At 50.7% G+C, this 17,942-nt stretch carries 19 protein-coding genes; 6 read left to right on the forward strand and 13 right to left on the reverse strand.

The features are described from left to right. Positions 1-5: 5 nt before the first annotated feature. Complete coding sequence (locus tag LLU09_RS04635; RefSeq protein ID WP_228310668.1) at positions 6-698, reverse strand: copper homeostasis protein CutC; 693 nt, start codon at positions 696-698, stop codon at positions 6-8. 102 nt (positions 699-800) lie between these two features. Continuing rightward, a complete protein-coding gene (locus tag LLU09_RS04640) occupies positions 801-1,991 on the reverse strand; it encodes a DUF5780 domain-containing protein (protein WP_228310669.1) in 1,191 nt (396 codons plus the stop codon). Between the two features lie 111 nt (positions 1,992-2,102). Between LLU09_RS04640 and LLU09_RS04645 the strand changes: the two genes are divergently transcribed. Next, the gene (locus LLU09_RS04645) at positions 2,103-2,999 is read left to right on the forward strand and encodes a phosphotransferase family protein (protein WP_228310670.1); all 897 of its coding nucleotides are present in this window, start codon (positions 2,103-2,105) and stop codon (positions 2,997-2,999) included. Between the two features lie 58 nt (positions 3,000-3,057). Here the strand turns inward: LLU09_RS04645 and LLU09_RS04650 are convergent, their stop codons facing one another. From LLU09_RS04650 to LLU09_RS04660, 3 genes are all read right to left on the reverse strand, one after another. Next, positions 3,058-3,318 carry a GlsB/YeaQ/YmgE family stress response membrane protein gene (locus LLU09_RS04650; RefSeq protein ID WP_040106822.1) on the reverse strand — a complete coding sequence of 87 codons (261 nt, stop codon included), beginning with the start codon at positions 3,316-3,318 and terminating at the stop codon, positions 3,058-3,060. Positions 3,319-3,512: 194 nt separating this feature from the next. Then, positions 3,513-5,633 carry a bifunctional glycosyltransferase/CDP-glycerol:glycerophosphate glycerophosphotransferase gene (locus tag LLU09_RS04655; RefSeq protein ID WP_228310671.1) on the reverse strand — a complete coding sequence of 707 codons (2,121 nt, stop codon included), beginning with the start codon at positions 5,631-5,633 and terminating at the stop codon, positions 3,513-3,515. Continuing rightward, complete coding sequence (locus LLU09_RS04660; RefSeq protein WP_228310672.1) at positions 5,634-7,235, reverse strand: glycosyltransferase; 1,602 nt, start codon at positions 7,233-7,235, stop codon at positions 5,634-5,636. It lies immediately after the preceding gene. A 193-nt stretch (positions 7,236-7,428) separates the two neighbouring features. Between LLU09_RS04660 and LLU09_RS04665 the strand changes: the two genes are divergently transcribed. After that, positions 7,429-8,352, forward strand: coding sequence for a YsnF/AvaK domain-containing protein (locus LLU09_RS04665; RefSeq protein ID WP_228310673.1), 924 nt, complete (start codon positions 7,429-7,431; stop codon positions 8,350-8,352). A 52-nt stretch (positions 8,353-8,404) separates the two neighbouring features. Here the strand turns inward: LLU09_RS04665 and LLU09_RS04670 are convergent, their stop codons facing one another. After that, positions 8,405-9,169 (reverse strand): LolA family protein, encoded by a 765-nt coding sequence (locus LLU09_RS04670; RefSeq protein WP_228310674.1) that lies wholly within the window; start codon positions 9,167-9,169, stop codon positions 8,405-8,407. Positions 9,170-9,468: 299 nt separating this feature from the next. Here LLU09_RS04670 and LLU09_RS04675 point away from each other — a divergent pair, with 299 nt between their 5' ends. Next, positions 9,469-9,891, forward strand: a complete 423-nt coding sequence (locus LLU09_RS04675; protein ID WP_228310675.1) for a hypothetical protein — start codon at positions 9,469-9,471, stop codon at positions 9,889-9,891. Between the two features lie 40 nt (positions 9,892-9,931). Here the strand turns inward: LLU09_RS04675 and LLU09_RS04680 are convergent, their stop codons facing one another. The 3 genes from LLU09_RS04680 to LLU09_RS04690 form a co-directional block, all read right to left on the reverse strand. Next, positions 9,932-10,294: a hypothetical protein gene (locus LLU09_RS04680; RefSeq protein WP_040104842.1), complete on the reverse strand. Its 363-nt coding sequence runs from the start codon at positions 10,292-10,294 to the stop codon at positions 9,932-9,934. A gap of 13 nt (positions 10,295-10,307) precedes the next feature. Next, positions 10,308-10,832, reverse strand: a complete 525-nt coding sequence (locus LLU09_RS04685; protein WP_124010350.1) for an acyl-CoA thioesterase — start codon at positions 10,830-10,832, stop codon at positions 10,308-10,310. Between the two features lie 117 nt (positions 10,833-10,949). After that, positions 10,950-11,828: a LysR family transcriptional regulator gene (locus LLU09_RS04690; protein ID WP_228310676.1), complete on the reverse strand. Its 879-nt coding sequence runs from the start codon at positions 11,826-11,828 to the stop codon at positions 10,950-10,952. A 216-nt stretch (positions 11,829-12,044) separates the two neighbouring features. Here LLU09_RS04690 and LLU09_RS04695 point away from each other — a divergent pair, with 216 nt between their 5' ends. Next, positions 12,045-13,355 (forward strand): S8 family peptidase, encoded by a 1,311-nt coding sequence (locus tag LLU09_RS04695; RefSeq protein WP_228310677.1) that lies wholly within the window; start codon positions 12,045-12,047, stop codon positions 13,353-13,355. 495 nt (positions 13,356-13,850) lie between these two features. Here LLU09_RS04695 and LLU09_RS04700 read toward each other — a convergent pair whose 3' ends face one another. Together LLU09_RS04700 and nadX are read right to left on the reverse strand one after the other, a co-directional pair. Continuing rightward, positions 13,851-14,585, reverse strand: coding sequence for an MBL fold metallo-hydrolase (locus LLU09_RS04700; RefSeq protein ID WP_228310678.1), 735 nt, complete (start codon positions 14,583-14,585; stop codon positions 13,851-13,853). Positions 14,586-14,628: 43 nt separating this feature from the next. Continuing rightward, the gene (gene nadX, locus LLU09_RS04705; RefSeq protein WP_228310679.1) at positions 14,629-15,405 is read right to left on the reverse strand and encodes an aspartate dehydrogenase; all 777 of its coding nucleotides are present in this window, start codon (positions 15,403-15,405) and stop codon (positions 14,629-14,631) included. Between the two features lie 148 nt (positions 15,406-15,553). Between nadX and LLU09_RS04710 the strand changes: the two genes are divergently transcribed. Continuing rightward, the gene (locus LLU09_RS04710) at positions 15,554-15,859 is read left to right on the forward strand and encodes a monooxygenase (protein WP_228310680.1); all 306 of its coding nucleotides are present in this window, start codon (positions 15,554-15,556) and stop codon (positions 15,857-15,859) included. A 51-nt stretch (positions 15,860-15,910) separates the two neighbouring features. Here the strand turns inward: LLU09_RS04710 and LLU09_RS04715 are convergent, their stop codons facing one another. Further along, positions 15,911-16,090 carry a hypothetical protein gene (locus LLU09_RS04715; RefSeq protein ID WP_228310681.1) on the reverse strand — a complete coding sequence of 60 codons (180 nt, stop codon included), beginning with the start codon at positions 16,088-16,090 and terminating at the stop codon, positions 15,911-15,913. Between the two features lie 43 nt (positions 16,091-16,133). Continuing rightward, the gene (locus tag LLU09_RS04720) at positions 16,134-16,679 is read right to left on the reverse strand and encodes a dihydrofolate reductase family protein (protein ID WP_228310682.1); all 546 of its coding nucleotides are present in this window, start codon (positions 16,677-16,679) and stop codon (positions 16,134-16,136) included. Positions 16,680-16,874: 195 nt separating this feature from the next. On the opposite strand from LLU09_RS04720, the gene LLU09_RS04725 reads away from it, so the two are divergent. Continuing rightward, on the forward strand, positions 16,875-17,915 hold the full coding sequence (locus LLU09_RS04725) for an acyltransferase family protein (protein ID WP_228310683.1): 1,041 nt from the start codon (positions 16,875-16,877) through the stop codon (positions 17,913-17,915). Positions 17,916-17,942: the final 27 nt, after the last annotated feature.

The raw sequence follows: 17,942 nt of genomic DNA on the forward strand, positions 1-17,942 counted from the left end.
TTTCTTTACCTCCTGTTCCTCCCGGCACTTCTGATGAACGCAAGCTTCTCCCCGGAAATCCCCGTCTCATAGGATTTGAAACTTCTGATACCCGTACCGAAATGGAGACTCTCCGGTTTCAACTTCTCAACCATTTCAGTGACATTGTCTGTATTGAGCCCGCCACCCGGCATGATTGTAATATGAGTACCTTCTGTTTTCTTCATCAGTTTCTGCAACTTCCCGAAATTATCAGTGACACCACCGGGGCCGCCTGAAGTGAGGATGGTCTTCACCTCCGGATATTTGAGGAGCATCTTTAGGCCTTCAACTTGATCATCCAATGCATCGAATGCCTTGTGGAAGGTGATATCCATCTCCCCACAGATCGAAATGAAACTCTCCAAAGCGTTGGCGTCGATACGTCCATCTTCTGCCAGTGCTCCGATGACGATGCCGTTTGCACCATAGCTTCCCACTTCCCTTATCTGATCTTCCATCTGCATGACTTCCCGATCAGTATAACGGAATGATAGATCATGGGGCCGGATCATGACATTAATCGGAATACTGGAAGCTTCGACCGCTTCCTTCACCAGAGCCATTGCCGGGGTAAGTCCATCCTGTTCCATATCGCTACAGAGTTCAATCCTGTCTGCGCCGAACCGGTTCAGGTCATGCACATCCTGTATGTTGGTCGCGATGCCTTCTATAATCATACCGTCACCTCCATATATGACTTTTACACGGTGGAAATGCATCAATTTGATGATGAATGAAATGAAAACATCCCTTAAGTTTTAGGAAAATGTTTAGGACTTCTATAAATCAGTAAAGTTTTTGATTATGAAAGTATCATTCTCAGGTTGATAAATCAGATCGTAGCCAGTAATGAATACATGAGTGCCCTCAAGATTATCATGTGTTCTTTCAGAAGAAACTTCCATATAGATCTGATTACCTTCTTCGCTGTACTCAGTCACTTCAACCGCCCATATTTGCATGTTCGGGAAATTCTGATTCTGAACATTGCTCCTCAAAGTATTATATATGCTGCTTCCTGCTTCCAGATAACTTTCAACATACGAGAAATCGTCTTCTGTATATGCCAACTGCAAGTCATTCAAATATTCATTAATGAATGCTTCAGCTGCCGGATCGTGTTCACCATGACTTTCAGTTGAATTTGCCACTTCGGTTTCTTCTGGCTTCACGGTGGATGTTGATCCATCTCTATTGTATATGAACTCTTCATGCCCCTCTATATCCGCCAATCTTTTTCCCTCATATATATCTAGAAAGTCATTCAGATAAGGGTTCTCCCATGACTCTCCATTGAAACCTTCATAGCTGACGGCAATCGCTTTTAAGGTATGGATATTATCAATGTCAGAATCTATGCCGAAACCATAATCCCTTCCATGTACTTCACCAGGGGCAACGTTTATCGCTTCGCCAGTGCCCCCATGGAAATATGAACCATCCGAGAAATCTATATCTCCCTTCAGGCGTACAGGTAGACCGTTCTTGTCCCATGCAACAAATCCATAAGTCATATTTTTTATATCAACATTTGAATTATTCCTGATGATCGCTGAAAGCATGTCAGGATATAGATTTTTATATTCTGAATCCTGTATGATATAATCCACATCTTCTACAACCAGTTCCTGATTCATGAGTTCCTCTTCGAGCTTTTCTGCAGTCATATCCCCCGGAGAAGCGGTCTGCTTATTCTTTGCAGTAGATGTTTCCGTTTCTTCCTCAGGCTCCTCATCTTCAACTGATTTATCCTGTCTTTTGCTCTCCTCAACTTTTTCACTTTCTTCTTCTGTTGATTCCTTGTCTTCCTCACTCTTTTCTTCTGTGGCTTCCTCACTGGTCGCTTCCTCTTTTGAGTCCGCAACTACTTCTTCCGACGGCTCTTCTGTCTGGTTTACGTAGATCATCCCAAGGAACACGAAAATGCCAAGGAGCAGGAAGACAATTAATCCAAGCATTACATTTTTCATCAGTTTCCGCCCTTTCTATTTTATACTTGATAGTATACTTATTATAATCTCAAAAGACGGAATTTGATATACAATATTTTACATAGAATCTAACTCAAAAAAGGAGATACCATGCATACAATCAGGAATTCATTCCCGTACCTCAACATCCATCATATTGAGAAACTGGATAAAGGTTGGTCCGACGACGATAAGTACATCCTCCATGTTGACGATGAAAAGTATCTGCTCCGCCTCAGCAATCTGGATCAAAAGGATTTCAAGATCCGCGAATATGAACTGATCCGGAAATGCTATGAAGCCGGACTGCCTGTGCAGAAGCCGATTGAGCATGGGGAAGCAGACGGCCATTACTACCTCCTGCTCCAATGGATTGATGGTCAGGAGGCAGCTATCATACTTCCTGAACTGCCTGAATCTGAACAGTACAGATTGGGGATTGAAGCAGGGAGGCATTTATGGAAGCTTCATCAGATGGATGTGCAACAGCCTGAAGAATCCTGGGAGTCGAAGATGAACAGGAAAATTGACCGGAAAATCATTATGTACAACGAATGCGGCTATAAATTCGAAAAGGGCCACCTGTTCCTGGAATATATAGAAGCACACCGCCATCTCCTCCAGAAACGCAGACAGGTCCTCCATCACGGAGACTACCATGTCGGCAATATGATCATCGATGCTGACTATAATCTTCACATCATAGATTCCAACAGGCATGATGTCGGTGAACCATGGGAGGAGTTCAACCGGATCGTCTGGAGTGCCCAGGCAAGTCCAGCTTTCGCTTCGGGACAGATAAATGGTTATTTCAGTGACGATGTTCCTGAAACCTTCTGGCGGCTGCTCCTCCTCTATATCAGTGCGAATATGCTGTCGTCCCTTCCTTGGGGCGTTCCATTCGGACAGGCACAGATTGAAATATTCATGGCACAGGCCGATGAAATCCTGGACTGGTACGATGATTTACGGACAGTCATTCCTTCCTGGTATCGCAGTTTTTCGTAACGCAACCATTTTTGCACTAAAAAAGCCATCCCCTTCCGGGAATGGCCTATCTTTTCGTCTATGCTCTTTTGTTTCCGCCAAGCGCCTTCATGATGAAGGATACGATCAGAATCAGTATGATGGCACCTAACAGTCCACCAATGATGCTGACGCCGCCGAGTTCTGGACCAAAGCTCAGTCCAAGTGCATTTGCCAGTGAAGCACCGACAAGTCCTGCGATGATGTTACCGATGATACCGAATGGTACATCTTTTCCGAGAATAAGACCGGCGAGCCATCCGATGATGCCGCCTACGATCAATGTAATAATCCAACCCATTAGTAAAACCTCCGTGAAATTTTTAATATTATAACTGAATACATGAATTAGATACCCCGGATATTCACTCCAAAACTTAAAAATCCACGATGTAAATACTTGTCATCAAACGGTAATCCCCATGTAATAAATCTGAAAATGGCGTCCAGACATAAAATAAGGGCAGGAGATTGAAATATCTCCTGCCCTTTCATCTATTCCTCAAACACCGCTTCCACGACCTTTTCAGACGCCCTGCCGTCATCCCAACTGCAGAAGCGATCGTAGAATGCGTCGTATCTTTCCTGATATTCTTCCTCGATCTCGCCGATGTTTTCTATCGCATCGACGACTGCGTCATTCGTCATCAGCAGCGGCCCAGGGAGCTCGGTCTCCATATCGATATAGAACCCGCGCAGCTGTTCTCCGTACTTTTCGATGTCATACGTAAAGAAGAGCACCGGCCGCCTGAGGTTGGCGTAGTCGAAGAAGACGGATGAATAGTCTGTGATGAGCATATCCGAGGCGAGGTACAGTTCGCTGACGTCATCGTATTTGGAGACGTCGTATGCGAAGTCTTCCAGGCCGGTGAGGTTCATCTTGGAAGCAACGACATAGTGCATCCTGAGGAGGATGATGTATTCCTCGCCGAACTTCTCCTTGAGACGCTCCAGATCCAGCTGCATCGAGAATTTGTATTTTCCCACCTTATAGTATTCATCATCCCGCCACGTCGGTGCGTAGAGGATGACCTTTTTATCCTTCGGCAGTCCGAGCTTCTCCTTGATGTCCTGGATGATGACGGGGTTGTCGTCGGTCATCAGGATATCGTTCCTCGGATATCCGGTCTCGAGCATGGTGTTGGTGAACCAGAATGCCCGTTTGAAGATGGCAGATGAGTACGCATTCGGAGCGATGAGGTAGTCCCACTTGTCGGTCTCCCTGCTGAAATTCCGTTTGTAACGGGCAGCGTCTGTCCCCGGCATATGTACCGAATCCATATCCCCTGCGAGCCGCTTGAGTGGCGTGCCATGCCAAGTCTGCAGATATTTCTGACCTTCCCTCTTGATGTAGCTGTTCGGCATCCTGACATTGCTGACGATGTATTTCGCCCGCGCCATATAATAGTAGTATTTCAGCGAGAACCGTTTCACGGTCACGGGGTCGCCGGGGAGCTTTTGCTTCTTGTTCAGCACCCAGATGTATTTATATCCCCCCCGGCTCCTCAGCATCTGCTGGTATATATACTTGGGGCTGTCGGAATAGGCTTTCCCCTGGAAACTCTCAAATACCACCACGTCCTCCATCAGTCCCATCTTTTTGAACAATCGCTTATAGATGAACTCCTTGCGCCCCTTCTTCGAGGAAATGGCTCTCCGAACGTCACGCAGAAGATGGTGGAAATTGCTGAGCCTTTTGAATGTGCCCACTTTATTTGTCTGGATAGCCTTGATATCATTCACCAGTACTCTGTCCTTATTGCGCAGCACCCTTGGATTTATCTTCTGGATGCTTTCAGCCAGTCCTTTAAAGTGCGCATCAATCTCGGAGTCATCCTTGAATTTGACAACCAGATGCTTGCGATAGAAGTTCAGCAGTGTATTGTCCAGGAAATTTTCCGCTTCTGTGCTCAATTCCAACTGTTTCAGACGGTTGTAGATGGCAAACAGATCTTCCATACGTTGCTCCACAGGTAATTGTCGCAGAGAGGGATGGGTGACCGGGTCATTCCTCCGCCTTCTGAAATAGATTGCTTCATGTACATACGGCACCACTTCTACGGCTTCCAGCAGTGGAATCATGAACATGAGGTCCGAGTATGTCTGATGACTATCATCAAACCTCAATTCCAGACGGTCTATGAAGGCCTTTGAAATGAGGAATCCCAAGGCAGAATGGTTTCTGATAAGCTTGTATCGGTTCCGATGGAATATTCCCAACTTATTCGTACCCGACATGATGATGACGAAGCTTGATCCGAAGTCGGTCTTCTGCATCTTGGTCCTGATCAAAGGATGGTCCTTTATATTTTGGACAAGCAGTTCCAAAGTATTTTCAGAAATATAGTCATCACTATCTAGAAAATATACATATTCACCTCCTACAGCATCAATGCCGATGTTGCGGGCGGCGCCTGCCGTAATGTCCTTAGGCGTTTCGATGAAGCGGAATCGCGCGTCGTCAAGGTATTTCCGCCCTACCACCCGCTTCAGCGCATCGATGTCAGAATGAAGCACCAGGGCTTCGAAATCTGTATGGGTTTGGGCTTCGACCGATTCGAGTGCCCTATCGATATAGTTTTCGTTCTTTTCTGCAGGTATAATGATGGAAATCATCTATTCCTCTGCACCTCTACTTTCCTCGTTCTCCAAAAGGTGGTCCACCAGGGAGAACCATTTATTTTGATAACTTTCTATGCTGAATTTAGTCCGCATCGTGTGGCCTGCGGCGATGCCCATATTCCTCGTCTCTTCAGGATTCTGGAGCATATGGATCATCCTTTCGGCAAGCGCCGCCGTATCGCCTTTTCTGATCAGGTAGCCGTTCTCCCCATCTTCGATCATATCCGACGGGCCATACCGGATGTCATAACTGACGACCGGGGTCTCGTTGACCATGCTTTCCATGACGGAGAGCGAGAAGCCTTCCGCCTTCGACGTGACGACGGAAAGCGCACCGGAACGGTAGACGTCCCCGGGGTGCTGGGTGTAGCCCTTCACCTTCACGCTGTCTTCAAGGCCGAGCTTCTTGATCAGGTCCTTGTACTCCTGCTTCTTATCGCCACTCCCCCATATTTCGAGCGTCGCTTCCGGCACAGCGGCCACCACCTCTTTGAAGGCCTTGATGGTGTGGTCGATGCTCTTGATGCTGGAGAAGCGGGAGACGATGACGACCTTCTTCATATCCCGTTCGATCTTCCGGGTGCGCTGCTGCACATTGTTGAGGAGGGTACGCACGCCAGTGATCTTCGGCGGACCCGGGTTATAATAGTTCGGCACGACGAACACCTTCTCCGGGTGTCCGAAGCGCTCGACGATGTCCTGCCGCTGCTTCTCCGTCAGGACGACGAGACCATCGACGTCCTTGACGCTCTCGACGGCATACTTGTTGCGGCGGTTGAGTTCCGATGCGGGATCATCCGGATTGCGCAGGTGGTTGCTGTGGGGGCGGATGAGGCCCTTCACCTTCTCGTCATCGAGCAGCACCACGAGCTCATCCGTTGGCCGTGTATCCGAGATGACCACTGTCTCGCGGTCCGATTCCGCGAGGACCTGGTCCAGCCAGTCCTTCCTGTACGGCGTCTGGTCCCCGTCGGTTTCGGAGAGCACCCTGTCGTCCTCGCCGAAGTTCTTGACCTGGGTGACCTTGCCCGTCTCAGGGTCGTGATATATCGTGAGGATCACCTTGCCCCTTCGATTGTAGAAGTGCTCCTCCATCACTTTGTTCTCTTCTGGGGTGAAGTACTGGAGGCGTGTCATATTACCATAATAATCGATATATTCTCTGCGTTCACGCCGTTCGTGTGCATCAAAATAATCGATGAAATCAAGGGTGTCGTCCTCCCTCAGGGAAATGTACTTCATATACGCGTCGTCCTGGTACAGCCTGTAGGCATTGTGCTTCGGACGCTTTGACACCTTATAGTCCTTTTCATACTCCGAGATGTCGACCTTGACGCGCTTCTGGCGTATCCTGTCCGTCGGCCTGTACAGTGCACGTTCATGGAACAGGTTGCGGATGTGCACATTTTTGCTGACCTTGCCCATGCGCACAAGCTTTTTGCAGATGACCGGGAAGCGCGGGTCATATTTGAACGTCAGAAGTTCGGTCTCATAACCGGCATCGGCGAAAGTGCTCGCCTGCCGCAAGGACGCGTGCGTGAGCCCGCCCCGGTTCACATCCACGGAATTGAGTAAAAACAAGATTCTCGGTTTCATAGGATCACCCTTTTTCCGGCTCTTTATTTGAATACATGCAGTGTATATTAATCCAATTATATATCAAATGGAAAGAAATAAGAAAGTCATGTGCCGATTCCCCTTGCCTCCCCTGTTTAACCCTTTCCGACAGGGGTAATGAACTACTAAGATTGGATGCTTTTGAAGGACACATATACTGGAGGCAGAGTCCATGGGAAGAATTGAAACGTTCGACAATAACAGCGATCTGCTCGGCAGGATTGAACACCTCAAGCTGAATGGTGTCGATGAGGCACGGATGCTGGTGATATCAAAGGAGAATCTCGATGAGACGCTGCTCAGCCACCTCGACGTCAGGCGCATCAGCACCGAAGTCGATACTTGGGACCGGATCGTCGCGTGGCTGGCCGACGAGATTCCGGGCGATGAGGTCATCGGCAGCATGCCGCTTACACCGGCTGAACAGAAGCGGTATACGGAAGAGATTGAAGTGGGCAGACTTCTGCTCCATATTGAAGACAGTGGAAGGATAGGTGATCAGCCAATGAGTGAAAAGGAATCCAGAAGGGTTGAACGCAGACAGGGTGCATCAGTCGACGAATATGACTACAATACAACCCGCGGTGACATCAACAACATGGAAGATTTCGATAAGGATGAGGACTTGGTTTCCCGTGCATCCGAGGGCAGGGTGGAAAGTCCGGACCGGGAAAGGCGCATGGATGATGAAGACGAGGAGCGGATGACACTCCGTGAGGAACGCCTCAATGTCGAGAAGGAGAATGTCCAGGTGGGCGAAGTCGGCGTCGACAAGCATGTGACGACACGGCTTGAAGAGTTCGACGTCCCCGTCGACCGCGAGGAAGTGACGGTGGAGCGCCGTCCGGTGGACGGCAATCCGACGCTTGATGTCTACAGCAGGGATGATGCGGGCGACGATGAGAACGTCATGCGCATCCCTCTCACTGAGGAACGCGTGAAAATCATCAAGGAGACGGTCGTCACTGAAGAGATCGTCATCCGCAAGAATATCGTCACGGAAAACCAGCATATCGCTGAAGAACTCCGCAAGGAGGAAGTCGACATCTCGGAACACAATAATACGCGTGAAAACTTCGATGACCATAGGAGATAGACAAAAGGGACAGAGCCCCCTCGGCCCTGTCCCTTTCTTATGCATGGCGCAGCTACTGGTCGATGACCTCCACACCTCCCGGCAGATCCAGCCGGAAGAGATCCATCGCCGGCTCGATGCCTTCGACAAGCGTACCGACCTCATACTCCATCCGTGCCTCCCCCTGGTCGAGGACCTCCTTCAGTGTCAGCCAATGCTCCGCGTCAATCCAGAGGTCCATCGTCGTCCCGCTCTCCCGGGCCGCTTCCTTCGGGGTGAAGACGAGGTGGTGGCCTGTGCGGCCGTTGACCGCCTCCTTACCCACCAGTTTGGAATCATGGGACATCCTGTAGCTTGAGAGGCGCCCCTTCATCGCTTCCGATGGTGAGGGCAGGCTCGACCCTTTGACGAAATTGCCCGTCCGCACTGCGGTATCCTCCCCCTCCGTATAGAGCATCGAATGCTCATCATTGCCCACAATGTACTGGATCGGCACATCCGCCTGCTCCACCTCCTTGCGGAAATAAAGTTCCCCATCCTTCCAATAGAACCATTCGCGTGTCAGCGTTTCGTCGGTCCGGCCGTCCATGTACGTCGTCACCTTCGACTCAAGATAATAGTTTTCCAACTGCTGATCCACCTCCGATGCGTTCTCGAGCACTGCCTCCTTGCTGATGTCTTCCGATGCTTGGGTCTGATTTCTTGAGGACGCCGTCTTCTCCGTCTTATCCTCGGTCTGCTGATCCATTGGAGCACCTGCTCCCTCTTCTGATGTGCAGGCCCCGAGCATCAGCAGCAGGACTGCAGCCAAGACCACTGTAATGAACTTCCGGCCCATTCCTTCCCTCCTTATCTTCTCTCCTTCTTTTGAAGTCATAAACTTACTTTATACAATAAAATGAAACCCATTATTACAATTATTAGAAAATAAAGGGAATTATAATGCATTTTATTCAAATTTATGACAAAATTTAATATATGCATAACTCATCCTTTGGACTCATTTTTCGTACATAAGTACAGGACTATTGATAATTATGATAGCCTGTCGAATAATGAAAAGTGAGTAGGCAATTCCCGATGTCCATACACTTTTGTGCCTTTAAGGATAAGAATTTCTGATTGAAGGAGAGAAATATGAAGCGGTTCATTAAGAAGCTGAAGCGGCCCAAGTCCGTAAGCATCAAATGGAATAAGCATATCGGAAAAGCCGGACTTGCCTTGAAGAAGGCCCGAGGATCGGCCGCCGCCTTCATCCAGCGCAGGCGGGAACAGAGAAGGATCCGGGAGACCGCACGCCACCAGTACTACTGGCAGTTCACGAATGCACAGCTGCAGGAGATGCATGACCGGACGGATTCGATGCGGACCCAGGGGGCCATCAAGCGGCTGATGAAGCAGCGGGGCTACAAGTACGACTTCGAAGTCGATCTGTTCGTTCCGGACGATGCGTCCAAGGTGGAAAAGAGCGGTAAGGTCCACCTGCTCGAGAACCGGAAGATCCGAAGCTATGAGGAGATCGAGTCCCAGTTGCGGGCGCGGGAAGAGGAAAAGGGATAGACCAAAAAACCCAGGCATCTTTGCCTGGGTTGATTCATGATCAGCTGATGATTGCGTTGTTCACGACCGCTTCCGGCTTTGCACCGAGGATCAGCAGGAATATTTCCGGCGCATCCGTATGCCTGTTCCTGTTGAGCAGGTCGCAGAACACTTCAAATCCCGGTGTCTTCTGGAGTTTCTCCACTTCATCGATGAGGATGTTCAGTACGGACAGCTTGATGAAGGCCGGCTGCGGCTCGCGCGCCTCTCCCGTGATGAGGTCCGCAAGATATCTGTACTTCACCTGAAGCTGTCTGGCGAAGCTTGTGACATGCTCGATCCTTGCGTAGAGTTCCGGGTGGTCTCTGCTGATTGCTCCGAGTTCCTTCTGTACCTGGTTGATGGTTTCCTGATTTGCATACATATATGTCCGCCCCCTATAGATTCCATGGTTTTTCGATGCTGATGTTCGTCGTCAGCTCTTTGCTGTGGTTACGGCGCTCCCGGCGCATTGCCGTACGCTGCGCATTGGATTCGTAGAGATATTTCTCCTCATCGGTTTCAGGCACGATGCCGGGCACCGGAATCGGACGCTTCGTCTCCTCGTCGAGTGCAACGAATGTCAGGAAGGCCGTCGCCGCGACTTTCCTGTCCTCCGTCACGAGGTCTTCCGTGATGACCTTACAGAACACTTCCATGCTGTGGTTGCCGGTCGAAGTCACGAATGCCTCGATGCATACGGATTCTGCCTGTGTGATGGGATGCAGGAAGTCGATGGAGTCGATGGAAGCCGTGACGCATTCCTTCACCCTTGCATGCCTTCTTGCCGCGAGTGACGCGACATTATCTATGCGCTTCATCAATACACCGCCGAACAGCGTATCGTAGTTGTTCAAGTCATTCGCAAACACCTGGTCGATGCTGATCACTTTACTGTCTTTTGGATTTTTGAAATCTGCCATAATCTTACTACCTCTCATTCATCTGATGGACCCATCCTACACCTTGAAAACCCTTTCCAAAAAATAGTGGTATTTCATGGGGTCCATAGATAAAAACTATGAAAGCGTTCTTAGGCGCTATTCATAGTACTGCTGGAAGAATTTCAGCCATTCCTTTGTGATGAAGTTCATGTAGCGGTCGCGGTTCCATATGACGCCGAGCCGCCATTTCAGCACCGGCTCATGGATTTCCACCGTCACCGAGGAACTCTTGAGCAGTGCCGCGACGCTCTCAGGCAGGATGCAGACGCCGAGCTCCGCATTGATCATCTCCTCGATGAAGTGCCACTGGGCGGTGTTCGAGACGACCTTTGGGGTGAACCCTGCATTCTTGCACGCGGAAGTGATGATTTCATTCAAATAGAAATCCTCGTTGAACATGATGAAAGGCTCATCCTTGAGTGCCTTCAGATCGATGGACGCCTTACCGGCGAGCGGATGATCCTTATGCACCACAAGCTTCATCGGTTCCGTCAGGAAATTGAAGGCATCGAAGTCCTCCCCTTCCGTCGGCAGCACCGTGATGCCGATGTCGATCGCGTCCTGCCTAAGCCGCGTCTCTATCGTGCCGCTGCCGCTCTCGATCAGCTGGAACGTGATCTCAGGGTATAGTTCATGGAAGTCCTTGACGATGCCCATCAGCCTGCCGACATCCATGATCGGTGGCAGGCCGATTTTTATTTCACCCTGGCGCATGCCGACCATGTTCTTAAGATCATTCTTCAGCTCCGAATGCCGGCGCAGTATCTCCTCGCACTGGTCGTAGAACACCTTGCCCGCATCCGTCAGCACGAACTTCCTGCGGTTGCGGTCGAACAGCTGCATCCCGAGCTCCGTCTCCACATCATGGATCGCCTTGCTGATCGTCGGCTGCGATATGTACAGCTGGTTGGACGCCTCCGTCATGCTGCCGTGTCGTACGATGGCGGCAAAATAGCGCATATGCTTGATGTCCATTTGAAACACTTCCCCTCACTCACATTTTACAAAGACCTTTCATATTATACCCTTTCATTCCCAAGTGAACAAAAAAATCCAGGGCGCAATTCTCTCGACCTCATAAGCTTCTCTCACTATAAATATTTCAAATGTTTAGATAACTCCAATTCGGAAATCTAATAGTAAATGGACTTATAGATGAAAGTTGCATCCAAATATAAGGAGGCGAAGCACATGAGCAGGAAAGAAAGAGTGTGGTATGAAGAGAGCGGCAACAGGCTCGATCCGGGTCTGATTGAACAGCTGCGCAAGGACCAGAGGAATGTCTACCAGGCAACGGGGACGAGTGAAATCCCGATCATCATAAAGTGCAGACAGGGATGCCGGGACGCGGAGAAGGACGACCTTTTCCAGAAATGCAATGTGGATTCCCATAACCATCTGGACCGTGAAATGCGCATCATCAACAGCATGAAGGGGACACTGACACCGGACAAGATCAGGCAGATCAAGGATCACGAGGCCGTTGAACGGATATACTATGACCGCCCCGTCTCTGCATACCTGGATATCACGGATTCGCAGATCGGGTCGGCACAGGTCAGGACCGACCATAACCTCAGCGGTGAAGGGGTGACAATCGCCGTACTCGATACCGGCATCCACCCCCATGATGATTTGACCACACCCGAGAACCGCATCATCGCCTTCCATGATGTCATCAATGGAGAGACGGAGCCCTATGATGATAACGGCCATGGTACCCACTGCGCCGGAGATGCAGCAGGAAACGGCGCAATGTCGGATGGGGAATACAAGGGACCTGCACCGGAGGCATCCCTCATCGGAGTGAAGGTGTTGAACGGCTCAGGCGGCGGCAACCTGTCCAATATCATTGAAGGCATCGAATGGTGCATGGAAAATAAGGAGGAATACGGTATACAAATTCTCTCCCTGTCACTCGGTTCGGAAGCCTACGAGTCATTCAGGAGGGACCCGCTGTCACTGGCCGCCCAGGAAGCATGGCAGGCCGGCATGATCGTATGCGCCGCAGCCGGCAACAGCGGTCCGGCCCCCTCCACCATCGGCACGCCCGCCATCAATCCATTCATCATCACCGTCGGTGCCACAGACGACCGGGATACAGTCGAACGGACGGACGATGAAATTGCCGAATACTCCAGCCGCGGACCAACCATCGACCAGTTCGTCAAACCCGACATCTACGCCCCCGGCACAAACATCGTCTCACTGCTGTCACCCGATTCTACAGTAGCAGCCGAACGCGCCGAACAGATCGTCGATGAATACTATATCCAGATGTCCGGCACATCCATGGCCACACCGATATGTACAGGCGTCATCGCCCTCATGCTTGAAGCAAACCCAGACTTGAGCCCGAATGATGTAAAGAGCATCCTCCAGATGACCGGCGACCCGGCATTCGGCAGCGGGTGGGGCTACATCGATGCACGACTCGCTGTCGAGATGGCGATGCGTCAGGCAGAAGATCGGCAGGCATCCGCTTCAGCAGACGGGCAGTGATGGATGTAAATGGGGTGCGGGGTTTATTCACAGTGGTGAGCGCTCCGACTGTGAGTTAAGTCTCCAACTCACCGTCGTGAGCAAAACGATGGCAAGTTAACCCTCCAACTCACCGTCGCAGGCGAAACGACGGCAAGTTAACCCCCTAACTCACCGTCGCAGGCGAAACGATGGCAAGTTAACCCCCTAACTCACCGTCGCAGGCAAAACGATGGCAAGTTAACCCGCCAACTCACCGTCGCAGACAGAACGATGGCAAGTTAAGTCTCCAATTCACCGTCGCAGACGAAACGACGGCAAGTTAAGCCTCCAATTCACCGTCGCAGACAGAACGATGGCAAGTTAATGCCCCAACTCACCGTCGCAGGCGAAACGACGGCAAGTTAACCCTCCAACTCACCGTCGCAGACGAAACGATGGCAAGTTAACCATAAATAAGGCACCCTCTGCCATTATTCGGTAGAGGATGCCTTATTTTTATGAATAAAACCTCGTCTATACTTCAATCTCCATTCCTACTTCCGCCAATACAACATTCTCTCCTCCTGCTGACTTGGCAGACGCTAAAAGCTCATCGAGATTGCCGTAATGCGGCAGATGGGACAGCACAAGTTTTCCGACCCCTGCCTTCGCTGCGAGCCCGCCGACTTCCTCGGCATTCATGTGCCCCATCTTCTCACCGTCTTCACCGGCGTACAGGCTGCATTCCGAAATCAATACGTCCGCCCCTTCCGCAAAACGCACGAGGCTCTTACGGTAGCTCGTGTCTGCGGTATAGACGAGCACATGCCCATCATCATCAGTGATCCGCATGGCGTATGTCTCGACCGTATGGGCATTCTTGTGGAACTCGATCGAGAACGGTCCGACTTTGAATGTGCTGTCCTTTCCATATGCGTGGAAGGTGTTGTTCCGCACCTTGTTCACCTGACCCTCGACGCCCTTATCCTTCGGTCCGTAGAAATTGAGTGTCTTATCCACCCGGCCGAGCTGCGTGCTGATCATCCGTCCGAACAGGAATGATCCGATATCGACGGAATGATCATAATGATAGTGGCTGAGGAAAATGTGGTGCAGATCATTCAGGTCGATGTAGTTCTGCACATGGGCGGCGACCCCGCTCCCCGCATCGAGCAGAATCGAGAAACCGTCCTTCTCGACGAGATAGCCAGAAGTCGGTCCATTCTGCTTCGGGAACCCGCCCCACATGCCGACAACTGTACATTTCATGTTATCCACTCCCATTCATCATATTTTGAATAAAACCCCTCGCCTACCCGATCCTGAAGTGCCTGTTCATGCGCTCCAGTGTGCCGAGGATGCTGATGGCGGCAAGATAGCTCGTCTTCGGATTATCAGGCAGCGGCTGGTTCTCCACTTTGAATTCCGCTTTGCCGAATGCCCCTTCGACTTCGATATGATGGATGTTGCGGTCGACATTCGGATCTGCGATCAGCGTCACTTCCGTCTCCTCGATGCCCATGCCGGCCATGCCGAGGATGATCGCCACGTTCATATTCTGCGGATAGAGTGTGATGGCCTCCTTCGCCCTGCCGTCGAACACGACCCGTTCGGACTGCAGATCCTCATAGCTGAGTGCAGCCGCGGGCTTCCTCGTCGTCAGCCTGACACGCTTCAATTCCCCATGGGACTGGGCATTCTGTATGAGGTCCAGGCCGCCGACCGCACCGGATGGCAGATGGAGGGTGTGGTCATATTTTTTCGCAATCTGCATCAATTCGGCCACAAGTGCACCGTCCGCCAGGGCACCGACACTGATCAGCATCGCGTCCTTGTGCTTGAGCACTTCCGGCATATGCGACTTCACCACTTCCCCATTTGCCGCTTCCACTACGATGTCTATATCTGACGATAGGAATGCCTCAAGGTCCGTATACAGCGTGATCCCAAACTCATCTTCCAGGTGCTGATACTTTTCTTCATTCCTCACAAAGACGCTTTTGACCTTCAAATTTTCATGGCGGTCATGATTGATCCGCTCCATCATCACATTCGCAATTGCCCCTGCGCCAATGATTCCGATATCCATATTGATCCCCCTTCACATATTCATCTAATCCTACTCTACCCTAACATCGGCCTGAAATACATAAAGATGGAATGCCTCCCGCAATCAGAAACATGAGAACGACAGAATCGGGTAGAGGATAGGGACTAAATGATTGGAGGGAAACATCATGGCAGTACTATTACAGGTGGATTTTGAAATGGAGGGCCCTTTCGGCACTGAAATGGCGGAAGGGTTCAGGGATCTTGCTGAAAGCATCAATGAAGAGCCGGGCTTCCTGTGGAAGATCTGGACGGAGAATGAAAATGAAGGTGAAGCCGGTGGCATCTATGTATTCGAAACGAAAGAGGATGCCGAGAACTACTTGAAGATGCATACCGAACGGCTCGCAGGCTTCGGCATCACAGATGTGAACGGTAAGATATTCAATATCAACCAGCAGCTCTCAAAAATCAATAATGCACCGATGGAATAGAAATGCAGAGCCCGAACGGGCCCTGCATTTTTTTACATTCATCATATATCCTCAATCATACGCCTTCTCCTGGTAGTCCGGATGATCTTCATCCGGTATCACAAGGCAGTTGGCCGGATAGTTCACGCCGCTTGAGAAGCCCTCTTCCTCCTTGTATACGAGCAACAGGTCCGCTTCAGGAATCGTCTGTATGATCGTATAGACGACCCCTTTATATTCGATGGTCCGCATGCCATTCACCTCCTTTTTCAACAGGCGCCCCTTAAGGCACTTCCTACGCCCTTCCATAGATCAGCTGGACGACACCGGAGTCATATCTGTTCACTTTCTGGAGCTCGAGGTCGAGCCGCCCTTCAATATTGCTGAACAGCGGCTTGCCCCGGCCGAGGACGACCGGGTGGACGGAGAGCCGGTATTCATCGACAAGCCCCAGGTTGACGCATTCTGCAATCAGTTCGGCACCGCCGTACAGCCAGAGGTCCCGTCCTGCCTGCGCCTTCAATCTCTCAACAGCGCCTTCGACATCATCAGAGAATGTCACATTGCCCTCCGTTCCGCGCTTCGAGCGTGAAAAGACGACCTTCTCCTTATCTTCAACCATCTGCATCATCTCTTTGTCGAGGTCGGACACTTCCCCTTCCGGAACATAAGATTTCCACAAGTCATAGCTCTTCCTGCCGAAGAGTATAGTGTCCACCGATTCGAGGAAGGCCGTAAAGTCCATCTCCGGATCCATGATGCACCAGTCTATTTCCCCGTGTTCCCCTTCAATGAAACCATCCAATGTTACAGCAAGATCCAGTACGACGCGTCGCGCCATGGCAACTCCCCCATCCTTTTGCCCTCATCATATCATATGACGCTGTTACGCGGGTGTAACCGCTCCGTCATTTTTGTAACGGATTCTTAACACCCTTTACAATTGAAATCCGCTCATAAGGGGGTATATATTGAGTGGGAATGAAACCTGAAAAACCCCATGAGTGTACATGGGGACTGATGGGAGCGCATAATCATGTCACAGAAGAAACGCTTCACAGAGATTGATGCACTGAGGGGGCTCGCCGCCATTGCGGTCATCCTCTTCCACTATACAACCTACTACGACGGACGCTTCGGCCACCTGAAGGATGGCTATATCGACTGGTTCTGGTTCGGTGAATACGGCGTGCAGCTGTTCTTCATCATCAGCGGATTCGTCATCTACATGTCCATCATGCGGGCACGGTCCGCTTCCGATTTCGCCATCAAGCGGTCCATCCGGCTGTATCCGTCGTATATGTTCGCCGTGGCCCTCACGTTCATCATCGTGTCGATGTCGGTGATGGATGACCTCAAGGTCGGGTTCGGCGAGGCCCTGATCAACATGACCATGCTTCAGGACTTCTTCACCGGCATCGGCCGGGTCGACGGCGTCTACTGGACACTCCGTGTGGAGCTGACCTTCTATGTGCTGATGGGTGTCCTGCTGCTGTTCGGGAAGGCGAAGCACATCATGCCCGTCACAGTCGGCTGGCTTGTGGCTTCCGTGCTGATCCAGATCGTCCACCGCACGGTAGATACGGAACTGACTTCGATCATCCGTGAATACTCCATCGCAAGCTTCAGCCATATGTTCATCATCGGCATGATGTTCTATGCTATCTGGCAGCACGGCCACCGGTTCAAATACCACATGGTGATGGCGATGGCGGTCATCTACGACATCTTTTTCCAGAGTGTCGAGAACGCGATGTTTACACTGCTGTTCATCACCGTCTTCCACCTGATACTCGCCGGCAGGCTGAAGTTCCTGAGTTCGAAGGTGTTCGTCTTCTTCGGCACCATCTCGTATCCGGTCTACCTGGTCCACCAGAATATCGGCTATGTAATGATCAACCGGATGGAATCCACCGGACTCGTACACGAAATTTACCTGCTGATTCCAATCGGTGTCAGCATACTGCTGGCATACGCCATCCACCGCCTCATCGAGCAGCCGAGCCACAATGCGCTCTACAGGCTGTATAAGGAGAGACGCGACGCATATCCGGAAGGCGCCATGCTGAAGCGGTGATGGAAAAACCTCCAGAATCTTGGAGGT

This window comes from Salinicoccus sp. RF5 (assembly GCF_020786625.1).
In the GTDB taxonomy this organism is placed as follows: Bacteria; Bacillota; Bacilli; order Staphylococcales; family Salinicoccaceae; genus Salinicoccus.